Source organism: Akkermansia sp. AE01SA01 (assembly GCF_036417395.1).
GTDB lineage: Bacteria > Verrucomicrobiota > Verrucomicrobiia > Verrucomicrobiales > Akkermansiaceae > Akkermansia.
This window is the reverse complement of sequence record NZ_CP143890.1, coordinates 995800-1018801: the sequence shown is the minus strand read 5'-3', so window position 1 is coordinate 1018801 and position 23002 is coordinate 995800. Positions and strand designations below refer to the sequence as shown.

21 protein-coding genes are annotated in these 23002 nt (G+C 57.6%); 18 read left to right on the top strand and 3 right to left on the bottom strand.

From position 1 onward, the window contains the following. Positions 1–92 precede the first annotated feature (92 nt). Positions 93–650 carry a pentapeptide repeat-containing protein gene (locus tag V3C19_RS04185; RefSeq protein WP_295934174.1) on the bottom strand — a complete coding sequence of 186 codons (558 nt, stop codon included), beginning with the start codon at positions 648–650 and terminating at the stop codon, positions 93–95. Between the two features lie 1211 nt (positions 651–1861). After that, positions 1862–2872, bottom strand: a complete 1011-nt coding sequence (locus tag V3C19_RS04180; protein WP_067571620.1) for a polyprenyl synthetase family protein — start codon at positions 2870–2872, stop codon at positions 1862–1864. Positions 2873–3073: 201 nt separating this feature from the next. On the opposite strand from V3C19_RS04180, the gene larC reads away from it, so the two are divergent. The 12 genes from larC (at position 3074) to V3C19_RS04120 (ending at position 14204) form a co-directional block, all read left to right on the top strand. Then, positions 3074–4303: a nickel pincer cofactor biosynthesis protein LarC gene (larC, locus tag V3C19_RS04175; RefSeq protein WP_295934179.1), complete on the top strand. Its 1230-nt coding sequence runs from the start codon at positions 3074–3076 to the stop codon at positions 4301–4303. Further along, positions 4275–5090: an ATP-dependent sacrificial sulfur transferase LarE gene (gene larE, locus V3C19_RS04170; RefSeq protein ID WP_130083393.1), complete on the top strand. Its 816-nt coding sequence runs from the start codon at positions 4275–4277 to the stop codon at positions 5088–5090. Before larC ends, larE begins: the two co-directional genes overlap by 29 nt. Further along, positions 5087–5842 (top strand): nickel pincer cofactor biosynthesis protein LarB, encoded by a 756-nt coding sequence (gene larB, locus V3C19_RS04165; protein ID WP_130083392.1) that lies wholly within the window; start codon positions 5087–5089, stop codon positions 5840–5842. Before larE ends, larB begins: the two co-directional genes overlap by 4 nt. 105 nt (positions 5843–5947) lie before the next feature. Then, entirely contained in the window at positions 5948–7408 is a 1461-nt protein-coding gene (locus V3C19_RS04160; RefSeq protein WP_130083530.1) for a family 10 glycosylhydrolase, read from the top strand. A gap of 220 nt (positions 7409–7628) precedes the next feature. Next, positions 7629–8273 (top strand): superoxide dismutase, encoded by a 645-nt coding sequence (locus tag V3C19_RS04155; RefSeq protein ID WP_295934182.1) that lies wholly within the window; start codon positions 7629–7631, stop codon positions 8271–8273. Positions 8274–8421: 148 nt separating this feature from the next. Then, positions 8422–9513 carry an adenylyltransferase/cytidyltransferase family protein gene (locus V3C19_RS04150; protein ID WP_130083390.1) on the top strand — a complete coding sequence of 364 codons (1092 nt, stop codon included), beginning with the start codon at positions 8422–8424 and terminating at the stop codon, positions 9511–9513. 9 nt (positions 9514–9522) lie between these two features. Next, the gene (gene murJ, locus V3C19_RS04145; protein WP_130083389.1) at positions 9523–11088 is read left to right on the top strand and encodes a murein biosynthesis integral membrane protein MurJ; all 1566 of its coding nucleotides are present in this window, start codon (positions 9523–9525) and stop codon (positions 11086–11088) included. 169 nt (positions 11089–11257) lie between these two features. Beyond that, the gene (locus V3C19_RS04140) at positions 11258–12424 is read left to right on the top strand and encodes a pyridoxal phosphate-dependent aminotransferase (RefSeq protein WP_130083388.1); all 1167 of its coding nucleotides are present in this window, start codon (positions 11258–11260) and stop codon (positions 12422–12424) included. A 345-nt stretch (positions 12425–12769) separates the two neighbouring features. After that, positions 12770–13015: a hypothetical protein gene (locus V3C19_RS04135; protein ID WP_149873771.1), complete on the top strand. Its 246-nt coding sequence runs from the start codon at positions 12770–12772 to the stop codon at positions 13013–13015. 30 nt (positions 13016–13045) lie between these two features. Then, positions 13046–13252: a hypothetical protein gene (locus V3C19_RS04130; protein WP_130083386.1), complete on the top strand. Its 207-nt coding sequence runs from the start codon at positions 13046–13048 to the stop codon at positions 13250–13252. A 12-nt stretch (positions 13253–13264) separates the two neighbouring features. Next, positions 13265–13570 carry a hypothetical protein gene (locus V3C19_RS04125; protein WP_130083385.1) on the top strand — a complete coding sequence of 102 codons (306 nt, stop codon included), beginning with the start codon at positions 13265–13267 and terminating at the stop codon, positions 13568–13570. A gap of 118 nt (positions 13571–13688) precedes the next feature. Further along, positions 13689–14204 carry a YlbF family regulator gene (locus tag V3C19_RS04120; protein ID WP_130083384.1) on the top strand — a complete coding sequence of 172 codons (516 nt, stop codon included), beginning with the start codon at positions 13689–13691 and terminating at the stop codon, positions 14202–14204. A 382-nt stretch (positions 14205–14586) separates the two neighbouring features. Here the strand turns inward: V3C19_RS04120 and V3C19_RS04115 are convergent, their stop codons facing one another. Then, positions 14587–15228 (bottom strand): ankyrin repeat domain-containing protein, encoded by a 642-nt coding sequence (locus V3C19_RS04115; protein WP_302388949.1) that lies wholly within the window; start codon positions 15226–15228, stop codon positions 14587–14589. Positions 15229–15356: 128 nt separating this feature from the next. Between V3C19_RS04115 and dusB the strand changes: the two genes are divergently transcribed. The 6 genes from dusB to V3C19_RS04085 all read left to right on the top strand — a co-directional run bounded on the left by dusB (position 15357) and on the right by V3C19_RS04085 (position 22994). Next, a complete protein-coding gene (dusB, locus tag V3C19_RS04110) occupies positions 15357–16358 on the top strand; it encodes a tRNA dihydrouridine synthase DusB (RefSeq protein WP_130083382.1) in 1002 nt (333 codons plus the stop codon). 220 nt (positions 16359–16578) lie between these two features. Then, positions 16579–18225, top strand: coding sequence for an ATPase, T2SS/T4P/T4SS family (locus tag V3C19_RS04105; protein ID WP_130083381.1), 1647 nt, complete (start codon positions 16579–16581; stop codon positions 18223–18225). A gap of 28 nt (positions 18226–18253) precedes the next feature. Beyond that, positions 18254–19912: a GspE/PulE family protein gene (locus tag V3C19_RS04100; protein ID WP_130083380.1), complete on the top strand. Its 1659-nt coding sequence runs from the start codon at positions 18254–18256 to the stop codon at positions 19910–19912. A gap of 66 nt (positions 19913–19978) precedes the next feature. Beyond that, the gene (locus V3C19_RS04095; RefSeq protein ID WP_130083379.1) at positions 19979–21247 is read left to right on the top strand and encodes a type II secretion system F family protein; all 1269 of its coding nucleotides are present in this window, start codon (positions 19979–19981) and stop codon (positions 21245–21247) included. A 20-nt stretch (positions 21248–21267) separates the two neighbouring features. Then, a complete protein-coding gene (locus V3C19_RS04090; protein ID WP_130083378.1) occupies positions 21268–21933 on the top strand; it encodes a prepilin-type N-terminal cleavage/methylation domain-containing protein in 666 nt (221 codons plus the stop codon). A gap of 131 nt (positions 21934–22064) precedes the next feature. Next, positions 22065–22994 carry a glycosyltransferase family 2 protein gene (locus tag V3C19_RS04085; RefSeq protein ID WP_130083377.1) on the top strand — a complete coding sequence of 310 codons (930 nt, stop codon included), beginning with the start codon at positions 22065–22067 and terminating at the stop codon, positions 22992–22994. Positions 22995–23002 lie beyond the last annotated feature (8 nt).

Here is a 23002-nt window from a genome sequence, read left to right as displayed (position 1 = left end):
GTGCGGGCATTCCTGAAACGGGAATGCCCGCACTCTTGTTTTGCCCGCTATAACGGCCTATTCCGTATTCCAGTTAAACCGTGGCCGCGCTCCTATCCCTTGATGTCAATGTCCAGATGGGCGAGCAGCCCCTCCAGCCCATGCCGGGAAAAGACCGCCTTTTTCAGCTTGCACATGGCGGGATTGATCGAAAAGTTGAAGGAGGTTGAAAAATCGGCTTTCTCCAAATTGGTCCCGACGAAAGAAACCCGTTCCAGGTCACAGCGGTCAAAAACGGATTCCTCCATGTCCGCGTCATTAAAGTCACCCTCATACATCTTGCAGCCGCGGAAAACGGTTTTCCGCAACCTGGCCTCTACAAAGCTGGCATAATCAAGATGCGAGTTTTCAAAGACCAGGCCGTCCGAAAACCTGTCTATGTCCGTGAAGTCCGCGCCAGTCATTTTGCAGTCGGCAAAGGTAACATCCCGGAAGGCTTCCTTGAAGCTGGCCAACGTGAAATTGCACGCCCTGAACTCGCACTTCTCAAAATCGGTATTCCGGATGACCAGCTTTGAAAAATCACACGCGATGAATACGCAATCATAGTATTCATCATCCAGTTCCATTTCATGGAAATCCACTTTCTCAAAGGTCTCGTCTTCAGTCATATCATGTTGATGGGAATTGCCGCACCGTGCTTGTTTCAATGGCCCGGAATCACCGTTTCCCGGGAAACAAAACACAAGAGAAAAATTTTCTTCCCTGCCTTTTAGCATGAAAGTCCACTGCCTGCAAGCCGTCCCGCACATGCACACAGGCCCGTCTGATACCTTGCGGAAAAACATTCCAGATGCTCCCTGCCGCCTCCAAAACAGCGTTGCCCCTGTCCATCCGTTATCCACCTGATCCCATCCGTGTAGTTCCAAACGAGCCTTCCAGGCAGCCATAGCACCCCGGATACTGAGCGCCACGTTCTTTTCCAACATGGTTTAGGTGCCTTTTAAAAACCGAACGCTTCCTCTCCCCAAACAATCCTTTCCGGAATTTTCCTCCAGCCGTATATCTTCATTCACCAGCTTCATAAATCCCGGTAATAAACATGACACAGAACAAATTTATCACTGAGGCTACACCGGCCTCTCGCGAAAGAGGCGTCACATGCACCGTTCCCAATACCTATCAGGAAGAAATTCCAGGACAGGTCCGTCCTTCGTGCGGCTTTTATGCGGGGGCCTGCGTGCTCAATTGCCTCAATGGGAGTTCCGAATATACAGACAAACCCTTTCCACGCAGGTAAAAAAATATTCTCTAGGAGACGGTTCAAGGGAAAAAACTAACCATCAAAGGAGAAGTTTTCCAGCCTGGAGACTTTGCCCATTTCATCAATGAGATAGCACAGGAAAGCTGCTCATCCTCCTGCAAACTCTTCCATGAACAAACCATCCGGGACACAATCAATCAGGGAGGGTACGTCCTTGTTCCGGTCCAGGTTAACAATGAAAAGGAACATTATGGTTTCCCCGGACCGGAGTCCGGAATACGGATGATCCGCATGCACATTGGTGCGTTATTGCAGGATATGTAACAGAGGAAAAATCCCTACTGCTCTCCAAGCACTGGGGGGGAACTGTTTATTTGATATAAACGCCCTCAGAGACAGCAATCAAGAATACTATCCTACCCAGCAACCAATGGAATCTCAGAACAGCGCGCCTCCCAAGTGCAGTTTCTTCAGAACATGATCATCACTATGCTGCCCCACAAGCTCCATCGGGACGAAGAGGCTGCGCCTGCTGAGCAACGAGGTATTTCTACCGTTTTCCCGTGATAAAAGGCAGCGGATCAGGAAACTGCGGAAACAGTTATACCGGAACGAAGGTCAGGAGATACGGCAATCGTTGAGCAATTCGTCCATGTAAAAGGTCATCTCCGCCAGGGCCTCACGGTATTCTGTCTGGGGGAGGAGCCACAGGATTTCACGGGCCGCCTCGTTTTTCTCCAGGGCCACCTGAATCGCCTTGTCCAGGGATTCCGCAAAGACGGGGTTGTCATGGAATTCGGAATAATCCACCGCCTCCCGGTTTTCAATGGCATCGCGCAGGGTGGCTTCCACGTTCCTGTCTCCGCATTCCAGCAGATTGAAAATGGGGAGGGTGAGCTTGCCTTTTCCGGCGTCCGTATGAAGGGTCTTGCCGGCATCATCTTCATCACCCACCATGTCCAGGCAGTCGTCATAAATCTGGTACGCCACGCCCAGAAGATCCCCAAGCTGGTAAAGGGATTCCTCCACTTCCGGAGAGACGCCGGAGATCCAGCCCGCACCGCCCGTAGCGGCGGAGAAGAGGGAGGCGGTCTTCTTGCGGATGATTTCAAAGTATTCCTCGCGCGTCATGCTCAGGTCGTACAACCGGCTTGACTGCGCCACTTCCCCCTGGCAGACGTTCCTGACAGTCTGCGCAAGTTTGCGGCAGAATTCCGTGCTGCCGAATTCCGTGCCCAGCACCATGGCGTGGGAGAAGAGAACATCTCCCAGCAGCACTGCCAGACTATTACCCCACAGGGCGTTTGCCGTGGCTTCATCCCGGCGCTTGTCAGCCTCGTCGATCACGTCGTCATGCACCAGGGAGGCCAGATGCACCATTTCCAGCAGCGCGCCCAGGCGGATGTGCTCCGGCTTGATTCCTCCCGTGGCACCGCCCACCAGCAAAGTCAGCGCGGGCCGAAGCATCTTGCCCTTTGACTGGCAGACGGTTTCCATGTAGTCAGTAACTTCGGGATCAAAACATGCTGCCTGAGCTTCCACAAATTCGGAGACCTGCTTCAACTCCGGCTTGATCAACTGGAGATAATGCTTCTGGGATCGTAATTTCGAAAAGAACGGAATGGACATGATATGGGAACGAGGAAAGCGCTGTCAGCGCTGGGGAATTGTTGCATATTTGGAGTTCTCTAGCAACGTATTTCACGGAATATCCTTGCATGAACAGACAGGATTTTTCCGAAACGCCGTCACGGAAACCCTGAAAACCGATGAACGATAAGGCTCATTTTGACCTTGAGCACGGGCATTTTCCTTTTACACTACCTTGTCATGAGAGTCTTGGTCTATGATTGCAGCGCAGGCATCAGCGGAGACATGAATCTGGCCGCCCTGATCGACTTGGGCGCGGACCGGGATATTCTGAAACGGGAATTGTCCAGATTGAACGTTCACGGGGAATGGAAATTGGAATGCCGGCGCGCCGGACAGGCGGGCATTTACGGCACGCGGGTTGACGTGCTTGCCCAGGAACACGGCCATTCCGGCCACAGCCACGAACACCATCACCGCACGATGGCGGATATCAGGCGCATCATCACGGAAAGCGGACTTCCGGATGCCGTACAGAAGACGGCTCTCTCCATTTTTTCCCTGCTGGCGGAGGCGGAGGCCCGCGTGCACGGCACCACGCCGGACCAGGTGCATTTCCATGAAGTGGGCGCTGTGGATTCCATCATCGACATCGTGGGCGCGGCCATCTGCCTGGACCTGCTCCGTGCGGATGCCGTTTTTACCGGTCCCGTGGAGCTGGGCGGTGGCCGTGTCACCTGCCAGCACGGTTTGATGCCCGTTCCGGCGCCCGCTACCGCGCAGCTCGCGCGCCACTTCCAGTCTACCCTGAACGGCACGCCGCATGAGGCGACCACGCCTACCGGAGCCGCTTACATCGCCGCCGTGGCACAGCCCGCGCCTTCTCCGCTTTCCGGCCGCATTGCTGCCGCCGGCTACGGAATCGGCCACAGGGAAGGCCTGCCCCTCCCTAACATTCTCCGGGTAATGCTGGTGGAAACGGAGGAACAGGATACGGCCACGGAACGCCTGACGGAGCTGTGCGCCAATATAGACGACATGACGCCGGAGCAGACCGCCTACCTGGCGGAAAAGCTGATGGAAGCCGGCGCACTGGACGCATGGCAGGAGTCCATCTGCATGAAGAAGGGACGCCTGGCATTCAAGATATGCGCGTTGTGCCTGCCCGAACATGCGGACCGGGTCAGAAACGCCTTTTTCCGGAACAGCAGTACGCCGGGCATCCGCCAGTATAACGCGTGCCGCCACATCCTGCGCCGGGAATGCTCCGCCGTACAGACCCGCCACGGCACGGTAGGCGTGAAAACCTCCTTCATGAACGGGCGCCCCCACCACCGGAAAGCAGAGTTCGAGGACTGCAAGGCCCTGGCGGAAGCGACCGGCCTGCCTCTGGAAGAATGCCAGATGATGGGACTTTTCCCCCACGACGATCGTGACGACCATGACGAGTCCCTCAAAGATTCCGTTTGAACGGCTGCGCTCTGTCCTGCTTCCCTTGGAGCGCATCGCCATCGCCCTGTCCGGAGGGCTGGACAGCAGCGTGCTGCTGGCCGCTTCAGCCGATATTCTGGGAGCGGACCGCTGCCTGGCCCTGACGGCGGAAACGCCCTATGTCATGCAGGAGGAACTCCGGGACAGCACCGCCCTGTGCCTCCGCCTGGGCGTCAGGCAGGAAAGACTGGCCTTTCCCATTCTTCCGGAGATTGCGGACAATCCCCCCCTGCGCTGCTACCTATGCAAGCGCGCCCTGTTTACCTCCCTGACCGAACGGGCCGCAGAGCTCCGTTTTCCCCGGATGGCGGACGGGTCCAACATGGACGATCTGGGCGACTACCGGCCGGGGCGCAAGGCCCTTGAGGAACTCGGCGTCGTCAGCCCCTTTCTGGAAGCGAAAATGGGAAAGGCGGACATACGCCTTCTGGCGCGCTCCCTGAATCTGCCGGAAAGCATCAGTGAAAAACCGGCCTATGCGTGCCTGCTGACGCGCCTGGAACACGGCCGTCCCGTTACGGAAAGCCTGCTGCGGCGCGTGGATGAGGCGGAAACCTTCCTGCGTTCACTGGGGCTGAAAGGCTGCCGCGTCCGGATGCATGGAGAAGATCTGGCCCGCATTGAGCTTCCCGGCCCGGAGCTCGTCCTGTTCCGCCGGGACGGCCTGTCGGAAGCCGTCGTGAGCCGTCTCCGCGAACTGGGTTTCCGACATATCACCCTGGACCTGGAAGGATATTCCCGGGGAAGCATGAACAAACCGTCATGAACAACATCACCGCCATCCTGCGCCAGCTTGAGGAAGGCCGCCTTTCCACGGAAGAGGCGGCGGAAAAAATCAGGGCCGCGGCATCCCCCGCTCTTTCCCACACGGACATCGACTACGACCGCCTGAAACGCACGGGATGTCCGGAGGTAATTTACGGGGCGGGCAAAACGCCCGTCCAGATTGAAGAAATAGCCCGAAACCTGCTGGCCGCGGGGCAGAACGTGCTGGCCACCCGCCTGAATGAAGACGCCCTGCTCCATCTTTCCGGGACCTTCCCGGAGGCGGACATGCATCCGGAGGCACACCTCATGCGCATCATCGCCTCTCCTGCGCCGCAGGCGGCTGGCTTTGTCGGCATCGTCAGCGCGGGCACGTCCGACCAGGCGGTGGCGGAAGAAGCCGCATTGACGGCGGAATTCCTGGGAAGCCGGGTATGCCGCTATCGGGACTGCGGCGTGGCGGGACTTCACCGCCTGGTGTCCCATCTGGATTCCATCCGGGAAGCCACCGTCCTAGTAGCCGTGGCGGGCATGGAGGGAGCGCTTCCCAGCGTGCTGGCTGGCCTGGTGAAGGTGCCCGTGATCGCGGTACCCACCAGCGTGGGGTACGGGGCCAACTTCCGCGGCGTGACCACGCTGCTGGCCATGATGAATTCCTGCGCCAACGGCGTTTCCGTGGTCAATATAGATAACGGCTTCGGTGCCGGATTCAATGCCCACCTTATCAACAGCCTCGCTTCCGGAATGCGGTGACCGGAAAAGCCGCCGCGTGTTCCATGACGGAACCGCCGGTATCTGTCATGGACAGGCATGCCCGATGGGCGTTAAATGAACGCACAGCATCCCCGCCACCAGATCATGACCTTATCCCCCTTTTTCCACGGCCTGGCCTGTTCCCTGCTTGCGCTGACGGTCCAGGCCCTGGCTTGGCAGCCCTCCGGAGAAACCGTGCCCGCCGCTCCACAGGAATTCCGCGCCGCATGGATTTCCACCGTCCACAACATCGACTGGCCCTCCCGTGCCGGCCTCTCCGGCGCAGCCCAGCGCTCGGAACTGCTAAATATCCTGAACACCTGCGCCCAGTTGAAACTGAATGCCGTGTTCCTCCAGGTGCGACCGAATGCGGACGCCCTGTACCGTTCCTCTCTGGAGCCCTGGAGTCAGTGGCTTTCCGGCCCCGGCGTCAACCCGGGCTACGATCCCCTGGCCTTCGCCATTCAGGAGGCCCACCGCCGCGGCATTGAACTGCACGCATGGTTCAACCCCTTCCGCGCCAAGGCGAACGTGAACCACGCCGTGGGCCGCAACCACATTTCCCTGACGCGGCCGGACCTGATGAAGCGCAACGGCTCCGTGCTGCTGATGAACCCCAGCGCCTCCGCTTCCCGCGACCACGCCATGAAAGTCATCCTGGACGTCGTGCGCCGCTACGACATCGACGGAGTCCATCTGGACGACTACTTCTACCCCTATCCCGCGCCGGGCAGAAGCTGGACCCCCGGCAGCTTCAGCGACGGCAAGTCGCCTTCCCAGCGGCGGGCCTATATTGACGACTTCGTGCATGACATGTACAAATCCGTCAAATCCTCCAAGCCGTGGGTGCGCGTGGGCATCAGCCCCTTCGGCATCTGGCGCCCGGGCGTGCCTGCCGGGATTGAAGCCGGAGTGGATGCCTACGAGCACCTGGCCTGCGACGCCCGCAAATGGCTTTCCAGGGGATGGGTGGATTATCTGGCCCCGCAGCTTTACTGGCGATGCAGTCCGGCCAAGCAGAGTTTTCCGGCCCTCATGCAGTGGTGGGCTGCCCAGAACACGCGGCGCCCGGTCTGGCCCGGCATCGCCACGGCGCGCATCATGAGCAGCGAAGATCCGGGACGCCCCGCCTCCGAAATCGCCGCTCAGGTCAACTACTCCCGCTCCCTGGCCCGCAACGCGCCGGGGCAGTGTTTCTGGAGCGTCAAGTCCATCATGAGGAACACCGGGGGCATCCAGCGCTACCTGAACAAACTGTACCCCTCCATGGCCGTTCCCCCGGCCATGCCGTGGTGCGGCACTGGAACACCCGGCCAGCCGCAGAATTTCACGGTGGCGGACAATGGCTCCACGGTAACTCTTTCCTGGCAGCCTTCTGGCAATCCCGTCCGGAAATGGGCCATTCAGGCGCGCTACGGCAACCAGTGGTCCACCCGCATCCTGCTGCCCGGCAGCCAGACCCGCGTAACGCTGCCCAAATCCTTCCTGGGGGATGCCGGTTCCGTTGCCGTGCGAGGCGTGAGCGCGTACGGGGCGCAGGGACCTGCGGCTGCGGCCAGAAGATAGCCGTCGCGGCTTTTCCGGCAGGCTTCCGCTGAAAATGGGGAAAAATAATTCCGAGCAAAGTTTTTTGAACGCTTCCAAATCCACTCATGTCCAAACTTCCATGAATTCCCATGGCGCGGACATGAAAAGAAGGCGCTTTCTCGCGCTTTCCTCACTGGCGGCATTGGGAACGATCAGCCAGGCCCGGGCAACAGGGCCATTCATACAACAACAGCACAAGATGACTAAGAAGCAAAATTCCTCCACGGTCGGTTACGCCGACGGCAAGTACGTGTTACCTCCCCTTCCGTATGCCTACGATGCCCTTGACCCCCTCATGGATGAGAAAACGGTGCGCATCCACCATGACAAGCACCATGCGGCCTATGTCGCCGGCGCGAACGCTGCCGCGGAAAAGCTCCGGGAAATTGCAGACGGCAAGCTGGACGCCTCCGCCACCACCAACTGGGTACGCTCCCTGTCCTTCAACGTTTCCGGCCATGTCCTCCATACCATTTTCTGGACCAACATGACTCCCGATCCCAAGAAGGAGCCCCAGGGTCCGCTGATGGACGCCATCAAGGAAAAATTCGGCTCCCTGGACGGCATGATGAAGGAATTCAAGGCCGCAGCGCTGGGGGTGGAAGGTTCCGGATGGGGCATTCTTGGCGTGGACCCCATGAGCAAGACACTGGTGATCTGCGGAGCGGAAAAGCACCAGAACGTGGAAATTCCCGGCCTGGTGCCCATTCTGGTCTGCGACGTGTGGGAACACGCCTATTACCTGAAGCATCAGAACGCCAGGGCCAACTATATTGAAGATTTCTGCCGCCTCATCAACTGGGATGACGTGGAAGGACGCTACAAGGACGCCATGGAGTCCTGACCTGGCCCATACATCCCGATTTTTTCAACGGTACGGACGTTTAACGGTCCGTGCCGTTTTTTTATATGCTGTTTCCCGGCTCTTGCATCTTGAAAAGGGATAAGGCATACTGCCGTCAGCTGATTATCTAATACCACCCACATTGTGCATGAAAAAAGTTTTCGTCTCAGGCTGCTATGACATCGTCCATGCTGGACACATCCAGTTTTTTGAAGAAGCCCGCGCCCTAGGGGACTACCTGATTGTTTCCTTTGCCTCGGAACCCGTGCTCTGGCACCACAAGCAGCGCAAGCCCTCCATTCCGGACGAACACAAGAAGGTTCTTCTGGAAAGCCTGCGGATGGTGGACAAGGTTATCCTGGGTACGGGCATGAGGAAGGGGCTGGACTTCGAGGAGGAATTCCTAGCGGAAAAACCGGATATCCTGGCCGTGACAGAAGACGATCTGTACGGCGCGGTCAAGAAGGAACTGTGCTCGCGCGTGGGAGCCCGGTACGTGGTTCTTCCCAAGACGCCGCCCAAATTCACCCCCGTTTCCACCACCATGCTGGTTAACCGGATCAAGGCGCCGTCCTCTGTACCGCTCCGGGTGGATTTTGCCGGAGGATGGCTGGACGTTCCCCGCTACGCCAGAAAAGACGCCTATGTGGTCAACTGCGCCATCACCCCGATGGTTTCCCTCTGCGAATGGCCCTATGAAAAGCGTTCCGGCCTGGGCGGCAGCGGCGCGTGGGCCATGCTGGAAGGGCGCGATCCCGTAGCTTCCGAACTGGCGCTGGGCGTTGGCTGGCAAGACCCCGCCGTGATTGCGGAAACGGGCCTGTGTGTGTGGCGCTCCGGGAGTTCCCCCGTGCTGGACATGAAGGGCACCGGAGACTTCCTGGAGGGAAGGATGGCCATTCTCTACACAGGTTCCGAACATGATACGCCGAAAATGGCGGACGAATGCCGGGATTACGTGCGCATCGCTCAGTCTTCTCTGATCGCCCGCACGGGAGCTCTGGAACACAACATCCACACCCTGGCCGCAGGCGTGGCCCTGTATTACAGCGTACAGCTTGACGAAGGCATGATCCCCCTTCCAGACATCCCCAATGCCCTGGCGAAGAAATACCTGGGCGGCGGCTACGGCGGCTATGCCCTGTACCTGTTCTCCTGCCGGGACGACCGGGACCAGGCCGTCAAGGGCCATCCGGACATGAAGCGCGTGGAACCGTACTGCCGCCAGCTGTTCAAGTAATCTTTTGCCATGTCCCTGATGCGGAACAGCCTGATTGCCTCCGGCGCCATCTTCGCGTGCCGCCTGACCGGCATGGCAAGGGAAATCGTGTACACTTCCCTGTTCGGCGCCACGGGCGTGCTGGACGCCTTTTACACAGCCTTCCGCATTCCCAACCTGCTCAGGGATCTGTTCGCGGAAGGGGCCCTTTCCCAATCCTACACCAGTGTGGCCTCCAAGACGCGGGAGGCAGAGGGGGACGCCGCGGCCTGGGAACTGACCAACAAGGTGGCCACCCAGCTTTCCACCCTGATGGTCGCCATCGTCACGCTGGGCATCCTGTTTGCCGGCCCTATCATGGAAGCTCTTTACAGCGGGAACCATTCCGTGACGGATCAATTGTTCGCCACGGACCTGAGCCGCATCATGTGGCCCTTCATCGGCTTCGCCTCCCTGTCCGCCCTGGTGATGGGCGCGCTGAACATGGTGGGCGTTTTCGGACTGCCCATGCTGGCCTCCGCCGCCTTCAACGTCACATCCATCCTGCTGGGCCTGCTTATCGGCTGGTTCATTGACCCCTCCTTCGGTCCCAAGGCCCTGTACGGCTTTGCCTGCGGGGTGACGCTCGGGGGCATCGCCCAGATTGCCGTGCAGCTTCCCAAACTTCGCAGAACGGGTTTCCGCTGGAAGCCCAATTTCCAGTGGAATGACCCTAAAATCAAAAAAATCTGGGGGCTGATGCTGCCCTCCGTGCTGGCCTCCGGCGTCACGCAGTTCACCATTTTCATCAATACGGGTTTTGCACTGAACCTGCAAAAGGGGTCCGTCACTGCGCTGACCACGGCATTCCGGCTCTGGCAACTCCCCGTCGGCCTTTTCGGCGTGGCGACAGGCATGGTCGTGCTCCCGGCCGTCTCCCGCATGATGGTGGGGAACGGGAGGAAGGAAGTGGCGGCCCACATTGCCAGGGGGCTGCGGCTGGTAGCGTTCTTCGCCATTCCAGCCTTCCTGATCCTGTACATTCTGGGCACGGAATTCGTCTCCTCCGTGTATCAATGGGGGCGCTTCAGCCAGGATGCAGTTCGTTACACGGGAGAGGTTCTGGGAGCCTACTCCCTGGGCCTGCTGGGCTATGCCGGAACCAAGGTAGTGCAGCCCGTCTTCCTGGCTCTGGAAAAACGCTGGGTCCCCCTCATCGCCGCTGCCGTGGCGCTGGCCATCAGCATCGGCCTCAATTACTACTTCGTGTATGTGCTGCATAAAAACGCGGCGTGGCTGGCATTCACCACCTCCGTGGTCACTACATTCAACTTCCTTTTCTACTTTCTTTACCTGCGCCGCCAGCTCGGCGGCATGGACGGGAAGACACTGGTTTCCGGCCTCCTGAAAATCCTGGCGGCGGCGGCCTTTCTGGGAGCGGTCTGCTGGGCTGGAAAAACATGGTTCCTCCAGGGCTTCCTGGACTGGTCCTTCCCGGCAAGGGTGCTGGGCATTTCCCTGGTCTGCGGAAGCGCCGGCATCATTTACCTGATGGCCGCCTTCCTGCTGAAAACGCCGGAACTTGATGCGGTACGGGCCAAACTGATGAAACGCTGACCACGGCATTTCCCATCCGGAAAGGCCGTGCGTCCCGGCAGAGGAAAAAGAATGGCCCTTGCAAGCATTCTCCTTGCCAGAGCAGCACTCAGTGAGTAAAGTTTTCCCGCTTAAGCGGAAAATAGCCTGTTTTCCGCGCCGGCATTCAAAAATCTACGATCTCACCACAATGGACATGATTTCCCCCAGCATTGCTGCATTAACCCCTTCCCTGACTCTCAAGGTGACCAACCGTGCCAAGGCCATGAAAGCCGCCGGTGAAGAAGTTTACGGTCTGGCGGGCGGTGAACCGGAAATGGACACCCCCGACAACATCAAGCAGGCAGCCATCGCCGCCCTGAACAACGGCGCCACCAAGTACACCCCTTCCGCGGGCCTTCCTGCGCTGCGCCAGGCCATCGCCGACAAGCTCAAGAGAGAAAACAACCTGGAATACGATCCTTCCCAGATCACAGTGGGAGCGGGCGCCAAGCACGCCTGCTTCAATGCCATCATGGCCACTGTCTCCGAAGGGGATGAAGTCATCATCCCGTCTCCCTACTGGGTCAGTTATCCGGAAATGGTCCGCATGTGCGGCGGTATTCCCGTCATTGTGGAAACCACGCCGGAAAACGGCTGGAAGCTCACGGCCGAACAATTTGAAGAAGCCATGACCCCCCGCACCAAGATGGTCATCCTCACCACGCCGAACAACCCGACCGGAGCCGTTTATTCCGAAGAGGAACTGCGCGCCCTGGGCGAAGTGGCCGTGAGCGAGGACATCCTCATTCTGGCGGACGAAATCTACGAACACCTCGTGTATGGGGATGTCAAACACGTCAGCATCGCCTCCCTCAGCCCGGAACTGTACGACCTGACCATCACCATCAACGGCTTTTCCAAGGGCTACGCCATGACCGGCTGGCGCCTGGGCTACTCCGCCGCCCCGGCTCCCATCGCCAAGGCCATCCAGATGATTCAGGACCACACTACGTCCAACGTCTGCACCTTCGCCCAGTACGGCGGCATTGAGGCCCTCACCGGAGACCAGAGCTTCATCAGCGACATGCGCGACGAATACGACATGCGCCGCCAGTACGTCTATTCCCGCCTCAGCGCCATCCCGAACGTCAGCGTCGTGGAACCCCAGGGCGCCTTCTACTTCTTTGTGGACACCAGCAAGCTGGGCCTCACCTCCCTGAACCTGTGCGACAAGCTCTTGGAACGCTACAAGGTGGCCGCCGTTCCCGGCATCGCCTTCGGCAATGACAAGGGCATTCGTATCAGCTACTGCACCACGCTGGACATCCTGAAGGAAGCGCTGGACCGCTTTGAAGAATTCTGCAAGGCGCACTAAGCGCTGACCCAGCTATTTACCACTTTTCAAGGACCGCCTCCTTCATGGGGCGGTCCTTTTTGCTGCAAACGGGAAATACGATTCCGCCGCTCTGCAATTAAATACACAGTACCAACATATTTTTGGCTTCATTGACATTTGAATGCATGACAGGCTATCATAAGTACCGTTCCCGTTATTCGCCTTTCTGCCCCTGAATGTCAGCTTCAGCAATATTTCCCTCATGGGACGGGCGGAAGACCCGGAAGGATTCACCCCCATGCATATCCCCGGGTAAACTGCTGATAAGGCCCAATGCCCTGCATGCCAACTCTACCACTTTTCCCTAACCCCTTTTACAACGCCATGAACCATTCCTGCCTCTGCTTCCTGCCATACGTTCTTTTCCTGCTATCTTTTCCCTGTTCAGCCTCTCCGCCCCAGGAACGGCTCCCCCTCCCCTCCGTTATCAGGAATCCGGACAAGCAGAATCCGGAACTCCTCCCACTTCAGAAACTGCTGGACAGCGGCCAGCTTATCCTGTTTTACCAGGGGACCGACAAGATGCGGAAAGAAGCCAAACGCTACAGGAAGAAGGACGTCACGCCCTAGGAACTGACGAACGGACTCTTTCTGTGTTACATGATTGCCAAGGCACCGTTCCTTGACCTCAGCGGCTACAACAATGTCGAATGGGTTTCCGAACATACTGATCTGGATCACACCGTAAAAGAATTCATGTCCAACAGCATCCCGTTCATCGCCCTGACGGACAAAAACAGCAAACTCCCGAACAAAGAAGAAGCCCTGCGGCTTTATTTAAGTGCCGCCGCGCTGGTAATCAAATAATTCCACAGCCAGGTGGACTACACTTTTAAAGCTACGGAGATTTGCGCCGACATGCTCATTGATTACGCCTCCGACATGTCCGGCGAGCAGGAAACCAGGCTGTTCAACACCACAAGCGCTCGCGGAGCGGGAAGCAACAACGCCCAGTACATCATCAAAAGCAAGGAACGCGGATTCATTAGGAAATTGATGGCCTGCTTCCCGGCCAAGGCACAGGAAGTCAGAAAATACCCTAACCTGGCCGGATATGAAGACAAGGAAATCCCGGCCTTGCTGCACAGAACCGCTGGAAGGGTTGCGGAAGCTGACTACTTGTAGCGGAGTCTACCTAAACGAAGTGAGTAAAAACAGCATCCCACGGGTTGACATAAAAAAGCGCATGATGCCTCGCAACCGGGTTGTCCTGTCTTGAAAGTCATGGTTAAATGAATTTTATATGAATACCCCCGTTCTCAATGACAACCTGCGTTCCGCTACGGAAGCCCTTTGCAACCTTCTTGCCAAGGAAGACCAGGTTGTGTCTTCCAAGGCTAAAATCGGCCTGTTTTTCCAGAATCCGGAAGCAACCAAGCTTTTTGAAGAAGTGAACGCCTACGGCGAAGAACTGCGCAACAAGCACCTGGCCGGCATGCCGCCGACGGAAGAGGAAATCGCCAAGTTCGATACCCTGCGTGAAAACGTGGTCAAAAATGACGCTGCCCGCGGTTTCCTGGAAGCGCGCCAGACCATTGACGAAATCCTGAACACCATCAATCATTATCTGGGCATGTCCATTGACCTCGGCCGCGCCCCCACTCCTGAAGAAATCGAAGAAGCCCGCCAGCGTGCCATGAGCGCCCAGTCCTCCTGCTCCTGCGGAGGCGACTGCAACAAGGAAAGCTGCGACTGCGACGGCACTTGCGACCACGATCACGACCACAAGGACGGCGGCTGCGGCTGCGGCAATCACTGATCAATCTTTTCAGACAATCATTTTCACTAATTTTCACCATTGGGCAAGGCTTGCCCGGTGGTGATTTTTTAGGGAATTATATACTTAACTTTAGTCTAACAATCCATCACCTTTTCTCCGCGTTTACACGAGAACCGGAACACAGGCGGCAAACTTATTGCTTTCCTAGAATCTGCCAATGGAGAAGGATGGGAAGCCATGCTCGCGGAAATTGGAATTCGTTATCTAAAAATCACTCATGCGGGACGTTTAGAAGGGGCAAAAGCAAGAAGAATAAAACAGTTCCGTGAGTCTGAACTTAAGTATATAAAACCCATTTTTTATGCCCCGGCAGAAGAGGGAGGAAAAAGACGGATCAGAGGCCTTTTTCCATGTGATGAGCTTATTGGTCCGCCCCTTTCCTGTTCATGTTGCTTTTGAGATATTGGCCCAGTTCCCGGCAGCCACTGCCGAGGGCATAATCAGCGGCGGTTTCCCCCTGCTCGTTGACGGCGTCGGGATCGGCCTTCCATCCGAGCAGCAAATCAACCATGTCACGGTCATTCCGGCAGGCGGCCAGCATGAGGGGGGTGCTTCCCATCCGTCCGGCGCTGTTGACATCCGCTCCCTGTTTGAAAAGCCATTCCGCAATCGCGGCATTTTTACCGCAAACAGCTTCCCGGAACAGGGCATTCAATTTTTCCCCTTTTCCGGGAACGGCTCCCCGGCCCAGCAGGAAGTCAAAAATATCTTTCCTGCCCAGAGCCGCGGAGGCCATCAATGTCCTGCGTCCCTCCCGTCCGTGAATATCCGCCCCCTGGCTCAATGCTTTCAAAGCCTGTTGAAGGTTGGACAGTTTGTTGGAGGGCAACTCGCCTTTCCCGGCTATTTGATCAATCCATTCCTCCACTATCTGACAAGCCTTTTCATAGGTGGCGGGTTTCACGGCGTTCGGCACGGCCTGGACGGCGTTCCCGGAAGACGCCCCGGCTCCCCACGCAGCAAGAGGAAACAGGGCAACACAACAAATATTCATCAGTTTCATTCTGTTATTGTATCATTCTCTCCATGCATCCGGAAAGTTACAAACTGGTTACTTTTTTGTGTTTCCGCCGGAACAGTCAAGACGCTTGAACAGGCTGTGCAGCCATGTTAGCGTCATTCTAAGGAACCATGACTTTTCCCGAACCCACATCCTCCTTCCCCCTGCCGTTCATCAAAACGGATTTCCCGCTGTTTCTGGCTCCCATGGCCGGGGTGACAGACCCCATTTTCCGCACCATCTGCAAGGAACTGGGAGCGGACGTGATGGTGACGGAGTTCGTTTCCGCGGAAGGCATTCTCCAGGCTTGGGAAAGGAATAGAAGATATACCAAAATTGAAGAATCGCACCGCCCCATAGGCATCCAGCTTTTCGGTGCGGACGGCGCCCACATGGGGGAAGCTGCCAGAATCATTCTGGACCACGAGAAACCGGATTTCATTGACATCAACTTCGGATGCCCGGTTCCGAAGGTGGTCGGCAAGAATGGAGGGTCGTCCCTGCTGAAGGACCTGCCCCTGCTGGCTTCCGTGGCGGCCGGAGTCGTGAAGGCGGTGGGCGACCGTATCCCAGTCACGGCAAAAATACGCATCGGCTGGGATTTCCAGAATCTGTGCGCAATGGATGCGTGCCGTCTGCTGGAGGATGCGGGCATCTCCATGATCACCATTCACGGGCGCACCCGTTCCCAGCAGTATTCCGGCGCCGCCAACTGGGACATTATTGACGAATGCGCTCGTGCCATGTCCGTCCCGGTTATCGGCAACGGAGACATTGCCACGGCCCAGGCCGTAGCTTATGTGAAAGAGAACACTGCCGTCAGCGGCGTCATGATAGGCCGTGCGGCCATGGAAAATCCGTGGATCTTTGCGGATGCCAAGTATTTCCTGCTGCACGGCGTCCTGCCGCCGGCCAGGCAGCCCCGGGAGAAGACGGACCTGATCCTGCGCCATACGCGGATGGCCCTGAATTCCGGCCATTACGGCGACGAACTCCACACCATGCGCCATATGAGGTCCCGCATTCTGGCCTACACGAAGGGGTTTCCCGGAGCCAAGGAGATGCGTTCCCGGCTGGTACGCGTTTCCAGCCTGCGGGAACTGGAGGAATTGCTTTCCGGCATCCCCCGGTAAACGTTCCGGAAACGGGAAGTTGCCCTTCTTTCATGGCATTCCGCAGACAGCCGAAGCGTCCCTCCGGGGAAAAGGCTGCGCCCCGTCACCGTCATCCCTGAAAAAAAATGATCTTTTGAGGGAAGCTAAGTTGACTTTGCGCCCGGAACCTGTCAGAAATAGGGGAGTATCCTGCCGATTCGTTCCGGCAGATTTCCAACAATAGAATCCAGAGATCGACGTGTACGCCAACGAATCATATCTCATCGAACTTCTTACGCAGGCCGGGTATTTGAATGAAGAAATTCTTCAATACGCGCGCAGCCAAAAATCTCCCACCCAGGACCTGATTGATTTTCTCATCCAGTCCAATTACCTCACGGAAGACGTCATCGCGCAGGTGAGTGCCTCCAATTCCCTGCTTCCCGTAGTGGACCTGGGGTCCATGCACATTCCCCAGGAAGTCAGGGAAATCATCAGCCCGGAACTGGCCCGGCGTTTCCGGGCCATTCCGATTTCTGACGACGGCTTTTCCGTAAATGTGGCTATTGATGATCCGCTGAATCTGGAAACCATGGACAGCCTGCCCCAGCTGCTGGGCCGCGACGTAATTTTCAGCGTAGCCACGCGCAGTGCGGTGGAAAGCCGGCTGAAGGAATTCTACCGGGACATGACCCTTCCGGATGCAGGCAGCGGCGCTGACGGAGAAGACGGAGACGCCCCTATCATCCGCCTGGTGCAGCAGATGCTAGTGGATGCGTTCAAGATGCGCGCATCCGATATTCACATTGAACCCATGGAAAACCGGCTCCGCATCCGCTACCGCGTGGACGGCAAGCTGGTGGAGGTGGCCACCCATCCCAAGAAGCTTCTCAGTCCCATCATCGCCCGCCTCAAGGTGATGAGCACCACGATGAGTATTGCTGAAAAACGCATGCCGCAGGACGGCCGAATCCAGATGACCATCGGGGACCGCCAAATCGACCTTCGTGTCTCTTCCGTCCCCAGCAACCACGGGGAAAGCATTGTCATGCGTATTCTGGACAAGTCCGCCCTGGTGCTCGGCCTTCCGCAGCTGGGCTTCTTTTCCGACGACGAAGCCGTGTTCGACCGCCTGATCACCCTGCCCGACGGCATCATCCTCGTGACCGGTCCCACCGGTTCCGGTAAAACGACGACTCTGTACGCGTGCCTTAACCACATCAACCGCCCGGACAAAAAGATCATCACGGTGGAAGACCCCGTTGAATACGAACTTTCCGGCATCAACCAGGTGATGGTGAAGGCGGACATCGGCATGACCTTCGCCGCTGCTTTGCGCGCCATGCTGCGCCAGGCTCCCAACATCATCATGATCGGGGAAATCCGAGACATGGAAACGGCCAGCATCGCCATCAACGCCTCCCTGACGGGCCACCTGGTGTTCTCCACCCTGCACACCAATGACGCCCCCAGCGCCGTAGCCCGTCTGGCGGACATCGGCATCAAGCGTTTCCTGATCGCCTCCTCCGTCCGCGCCATCATGGCGCAGCGCCTTGTCCGCAAGCTGTGCGACCGCTGCAAGGTGGACGGCAACCTGACGGAAAAGCAGGCCCACACGTTGAACATCGACATGTCCCGCGTCACGCCGGGCCAGATCAAGGCGCCCCACGGCTGTGACTTCTGCCGCGGCGGAGGCTTCAAGGGACGAATGGGCCTGTTCGAAATTTTCGAGATCGACGATGAAGTTCGCCGCATGATCAACGAAAACCTCACCTCCCCCCAGTTGCGCAAGCGCGCGCGGGAGCTGGGCATGAGAACCCTGAGAGAAGACGGCGTGCGCAAGGTGCTGGCCGGCCTCACCTCTCCGGAAGAAGTGCTGAACGTCACCATGGGAGACGCCAACTGATTTTTCCCCGCAATCCACTCAGAACATTATGGACACCAATCTCACACTGGAACTTTTCATCGGCCGGGGAATGATCGACAAGTCCCTAGCCAAGGACATCAAGGAGGAAATGGCGACCTCCGGCAAGGAACTGCCGGAAGTGCTCGCGGACTTTGGCATCATCGGCAACAAGGACGACATCTGGCAGATGATCGCCAGCGACCTGGGTACGGAATTCATCACGCTGGACAATTTCCACCCGGACCCCAACGTACAAAACATGATGCCCGCCACGCTCGTTCGCCTGCATGGCGCGCTGCCCGTCCGCTATGGGCCTGAGGGCCTGTACGTCTGTCTGGTGGACCCCCTGAACCCCCAAACGGTGGAAGACCTGCGTTTCGCCCTCGGCCAGGACATCCATGTTCTTGTAGCGCCGGACTATCAGATTACCGACCGCATCAACGAATTGTACGGCGGGGAATCCGCCGCCATGAAAGACCTGATGCAGGAGCTCAACAACATGGAAGTCAGCAATGAGACGGAAGACTCCGCCGCTGCTCCCGTGATCCGCTTTGTGGACCTGGTCATCACCCAGGCCATCAAGGAAAAAGCCTCCGACATTCACTTTGAACCCTTTGAAAAGGAGTTCAAGATCCGCTACCGCGTGGACGGCGCCCTCTATGAAATGCAGCCGCCGCCCGTCCACCTGTCCGTCCCGGTCATCTCCCGTGTAAAGGTCATGTCCAACATGAACATCGCGGAACGCCGTGTGCCGCAGGACGGCCGAATCGTCAAGCAGATAGGTGACCGGTCCGTGGACATGCGTGTTTCCACCCTTCCCACCCAGTACGGGGAATCCGTGGTGCTCCGCGTTCTGGACCGTTCCTCCGTCAATCTGAACCTGGACAACCTGGGCCTTCCCCCCCACATCCACGAATACATTCTGGATACGGTTCACAAGCCTAACGGCATTTTCATCGTCACCGGCCCCACCGGCGCCGGGAAAACCACCACGCTGTATGCGGCTCTAAGGGAAATCAACACGATCGACTCCAAGGTGCTGACGGCGGAAGACCCGGTGGAATACGACATTGACGGCATCATCCAGATTCCGATCAACGAGGCCATTGGCCTGGACTTCCCGATGGTGCTCCGCGCCTTCCTGCGACAGGACCCGGACCGCATCCTGGTGGGGGAAATGCGAGACATGGCCACGGCCCAGATCGCCATCCAGGCATCCCTGACGGGCCACCTGGTGCTTTCCACCCTGCATACGAACGACTCCGCCGGAGCCATCACACGTCTGGTGGACATGGGCTGTGAGCCCTTCCTGGTGGCAGCTTCCCTGGAAGGGGTACTGGCCCAGCGCCTCGTGCGCACCATCTGCCCGGACTGCCGCACGCCATACGAACCTTCCTCCAGCATCCTCTCCCAGCTTGGCGTTTCTCCCTACGAACTGGGGGACAAGCACTTCTATACGGGCCGGGGTTGTGACAAATGCTCCAACTCGGGCTACAAGGGCCGGAAAGGCATCTACGAACTCCTGGACATCAACGACACCCTGCGGGACATGATCACGGACCGAGCCCCTTCCGTGGTGCTGAAACAGAAAGCGATTGAAATGGGCATGTCCACCCTGCGCGAAGACGGCCTGAGGAACATTTACGACGGCAATACCACCATTGAAGAAGTGCTGAAATACACTTAATGGAGCAGCGGAAAGCCACACTACCATTTCACCTATCAAGCAGCGAACACTTAAAAAACAATATATATGCCTAAATATCAATATACAGCACTTGACCATAAAGGCGACCAGAAAACGGGGACCCTGGAGGCCAATTCGGAAGCGGAGGCCATGGAGTCCATCCGGGCGCACGGCCTGTACCCTACCCAGATTGTAGAAGCCGGAAAAGGCAAGCTCCAGGAAACGGGTGCGACCAAGAAGAAGGCCAAGGGAGCCAAAGGCAAGAAAGGCAAGCTGGGCGGCAGAATCAAGGCCAAGGCCCTGATGATTTTCACCCGCCAGCTCGCCACCCTGATTGATGCGGGCCTGCCCCTGCTCCAGAGCTTAAACGTGCTGGCCAAGCAGGAAGCAAACCCCACCCTGCGCGTAACTATTGAAGCCCTGGGCGACTCCGTGCAGGGAGGCTCCACGTTCTCCGAAGCGCTGGCGCAACACCCCCGCATTTTCGACCGCCTCTTCGTCAACATGGTGAAGGCAGGGGAACTCGGTGGTGTGCTGGAAGTCGTGCTCAACCGTCTGGCGGAATATCAGGAAAAGGCCCAGAAGTTGAAAAGCAAGGTCATTTCCGCCATGGTGTATCCCTCCATCGTGCTGTTCATTGCAGTAGGCATCGTGATCTTCCTGATGCTGGTCATCGTGCCGAAGTTCAAGACCATGTTCGCGGAACAGAACCAGGAATTGCCCGCCATTTCCGAATTCGTGTTCGGTATCAGCGACTGGTTCATGGCCGCCCCCTTATTCGTGCCGAACGCCGTCATTCTGGCAGCCATTGTCGCCATCCTGTACTCCATTTTCGTGGCCATGAGCAAGACACCCAACGGCCGCCGCAAGATAGACTCCGCCCTGCTGACCATGCCGGTTATCGGCAACGTGCAGAGCAAGAGCGCCATTGCGCGGTTCGCCCGGACCTTCGGCACCCTGGTTACTTCCGGCGTGCCCATCCTCCAGGCACTGACCATCACGAAGGATACGGCGGGCAACATGATCGTCGGCGACGCCATCGGCCTCATTCACGACTCCGTGAAGGAAGGGGAATCCGTGGTCACGCCCATGTCTTCCTCCAAACTCTTCCCGCCCATGGTGATTTCCATGGTGGACGTGGGTGAAGAAACCGGCCAGCTCCCGGACATGCTCCTCAAGGTTGCCGACGTGTACGACGACGAAGTGGACAACGCCGTGGGCGCCATGACCTCCATGCTGGAACCCATCATGATCGTGTTCTTGGCCGTGGTCGTCGGCGGCATCGTGTTCGCCATGTTCCTGCCCCTTCTCCAGGTCATTGAAAAGATGGGTTAACCCCCTTACGGAAAACGCAGATGAAGATTCGCACCTCATACAGCCGCCTGCGGGCGGAAAGGGGCTTCACTCTCATGGAAATCCTGGTGGTCATGGTTATCATCGTGGTGCTTGCCACATTGACCATCTCCATCTACACATGGCTTGAAACCAGGAAGAACGAGCAGGCCGCGGAATCCATCGTCCGCAAGATTGAAATGGGGCTGTCCAGCTACCATAACGACCATGACCGCTATCCCTACGGAACGGAAGCCCCCTTCCGCAACCACGGGGCAGCCGTGGCGGACGGCGAGGAATTCAGTTCCAACGTTGTTTACATGGCCCTGTTCGGCGACTACAAGAATGAAGGCGTTCCCGCCAGGGACGCCACCATTTACAACGACGAGATGAACCCCGCCACCCAGCCCAAGAGCAACCCGCTTGTCCGGCAGATCAAGGTGACCAAGGCCGGGCAGCAGGTGACCCTGTACATCCTGACGGACCCGTGGGGTTCTCCCTACCGCTACCGCCTGGGCAGCGAGCAGGCCCTTCCCACCAAGTCCGCCAGTGCCAAAAACCTGAAGATGGGAACGGGACAAAACCCGGACTACGACTTCTGGAGCTTCGGCAAGGACGGAGACAGCGACCTGAGAGATCCGCGCGCCCCTGAAAACCAGGACGACATCGGCAATCTGCCCAAATTCTAAAATCCGGCCTTTTTCCCGGTTGACCGGTTTTCGGCAGCCTTTCCCTCCCGGCGGGGGAAAGGCTGTTGTGCGTTCAAAACACTTATTTTCTGGAATCGGTAGAGGGACAGGCATATATTGTGCTCATTGGTATGAAGCGTATTTCCCTGATTATTCCCTGTCTGAATGAAGAACAAGCCATCCCGGAATTCAAGAAAGAAGTGGACCGGGTATTCAGCGAGCACTTGAATGGTTATGAGAGGGAACTCATCTTCGTAGACGACGGGTCCACGGACCATACCCTGCAAACGATCAAGGACCTGACGGCGGAGTCTCCGGAAATAAGATTCATCTCCTTTTCCCGCAACTTCGGGAAGGAGGCGGCCATTTACGCCGGGCTGGAAGCCGCTACGGGCGATTATGCCGCCGTGATGGACGTAGACCTGCAGGATCCTCCCTCCCTGCTCCCGGACATGCTCGCAGCCATTGAAGAGGAAGGATACGACTGCGCCGGCACCCGCCGGACTACCCGGGAGGGGGAACCCGCGCTCCGCTCCTTCTTTGCCCGTGCCTTTTACAAGACCATCAACAGGATTTCGGACACGCACATCGTGGACGGAGCCCGGGACTACAAGCTGATGACGCGCCCCGTTCTGGAAGCCCTGCTCTCACTCAAGGAATACAACCGTTTTTCCAAAGGGCTGTACGAATGGGTGGGCTTCCGTACCAAATGGTTTGAATATGAAAATGTGGAGCGTGTAGCGGGAAAAACCAAATGGTCCTTCTTCAAGCTCTTCCTGTATTCCATTGAAGGCATTGTCGCGTTTTCCACGGTTCCTTTGGCGCTGGCGTCCATCATCGGGGTGATGCTCTCCCTCATCTCTTTCCTTTCCATCATTGTCCTGATGGTCCGGGAACTTATCTGGCACCATTCCGCCTACGGCTGGACCTCCATGGTCTGCATCTTCTGCCTGATGGGCGGCATCATCCTGCTGTGCCTGGGCATTTTGGGCCAATACCTGGCCAAGACCTATACGGAAGTGAAAAGGCGCCCTATTTACATAGCCAGAGAGCGTTCCTGAACATCCGA

Excerpts from the sequence above, each read along its gene's own strand:
- larC (WP_295934179.1), top strand. The coding sequence starts at position 3,074 with ATGAGAGTCTTGGTCTATGATTGCAGCGCAGGCATCAGCGGAGACATG.
- V3C19_RS04185 (WP_295934174.1), bottom strand. The coding sequence starts at position 650 with ATGACTGAAGACGAGACCTTTGAGAAAGTGGATTTCCATGAAATGGAA.
- V3C19_RS04120 (WP_130083384.1), top strand. The coding sequence starts at position 13,689 with ATGAATACCCCCGTTCTCAATGACAACCTGCGTTCCGCTACGGAAGCC.
- larB (WP_130083392.1), top strand. The coding sequence starts at position 5,087 with ATGAACAACATCACCGCCATCCTGCGCCAGCTTGAGGAAGGCCGCCTT.
- V3C19_RS04155 (WP_295934182.1), top strand. The coding sequence starts at position 7,629 with ATGACTAAGAAGCAAAATTCCTCCACGGTCGGTTACGCCGACGGCAAG.
- V3C19_RS04090 (WP_130083378.1), top strand. The coding sequence starts at position 21,268 with ATGAAGATTCGCACCTCATACAGCCGCCTGCGGGCGGAAAGGGGCTTC.
- V3C19_RS04095 (WP_130083379.1), top strand. The coding sequence starts at position 19,979 with ATGCCTAAATATCAATATACAGCACTTGACCATAAAGGCGACCAGAAA.
- V3C19_RS04085 (WP_130083377.1), top strand. The coding sequence starts at position 22,065 with ATGAAGCGTATTTCCCTGATTATTCCCTGTCTGAATGAAGAACAAGCC.
- murJ (WP_130083389.1), top strand. The coding sequence starts at position 9,523 with ATGTCCCTGATGCGGAACAGCCTGATTGCCTCCGGCGCCATCTTCGCG.
- V3C19_RS04140 (WP_130083388.1), top strand. The coding sequence starts at position 11,258 with ATGGACATGATTTCCCCCAGCATTGCTGCATTAACCCCTTCCCTGACT.
- V3C19_RS04115 (WP_302388949.1), bottom strand. The coding sequence starts at position 15,228 with ATGAAACTGATGAATATTTGTTGTGTTGCCCTGTTTCCTCTTGCTGCG.
- larE (WP_130083393.1), top strand. The coding sequence starts at position 4,275 with ATGACGAGTCCCTCAAAGATTCCGTTTGAACGGCTGCGCTCTGTCCTG.
- V3C19_RS04130 (WP_130083386.1), top strand. The coding sequence starts at position 13,046 with ATGATTGCCAAGGCACCGTTCCTTGACCTCAGCGGCTACAACAATGTC.
- V3C19_RS04150 (WP_130083390.1), top strand. The coding sequence starts at position 8,422 with ATGAAAAAAGTTTTCGTCTCAGGCTGCTATGACATCGTCCATGCTGGA.
- V3C19_RS04180 (WP_067571620.1), bottom strand. The coding sequence starts at position 2,872 with ATGTCCATTCCGTTCTTTTCGAAATTACGATCCCAGAAGCATTATCTC.
- dusB (WP_130083382.1), top strand. The coding sequence starts at position 15,357 with ATGACTTTTCCCGAACCCACATCCTCCTTCCCCCTGCCGTTCATCAAA.
- V3C19_RS04160 (WP_130083530.1), top strand. The coding sequence starts at position 5,948 with ATGACCTTATCCCCCTTTTTCCACGGCCTGGCCTGTTCCCTGCTTGCG.
- V3C19_RS04100 (WP_130083380.1), top strand. The coding sequence starts at position 18,254 with ATGGACACCAATCTCACACTGGAACTTTTCATCGGCCGGGGAATGATC.
- V3C19_RS04135 (WP_149873771.1), top strand. The coding sequence starts at position 12,770 with ATGAACCATTCCTGCCTCTGCTTCCTGCCATACGTTCTTTTCCTGCTA.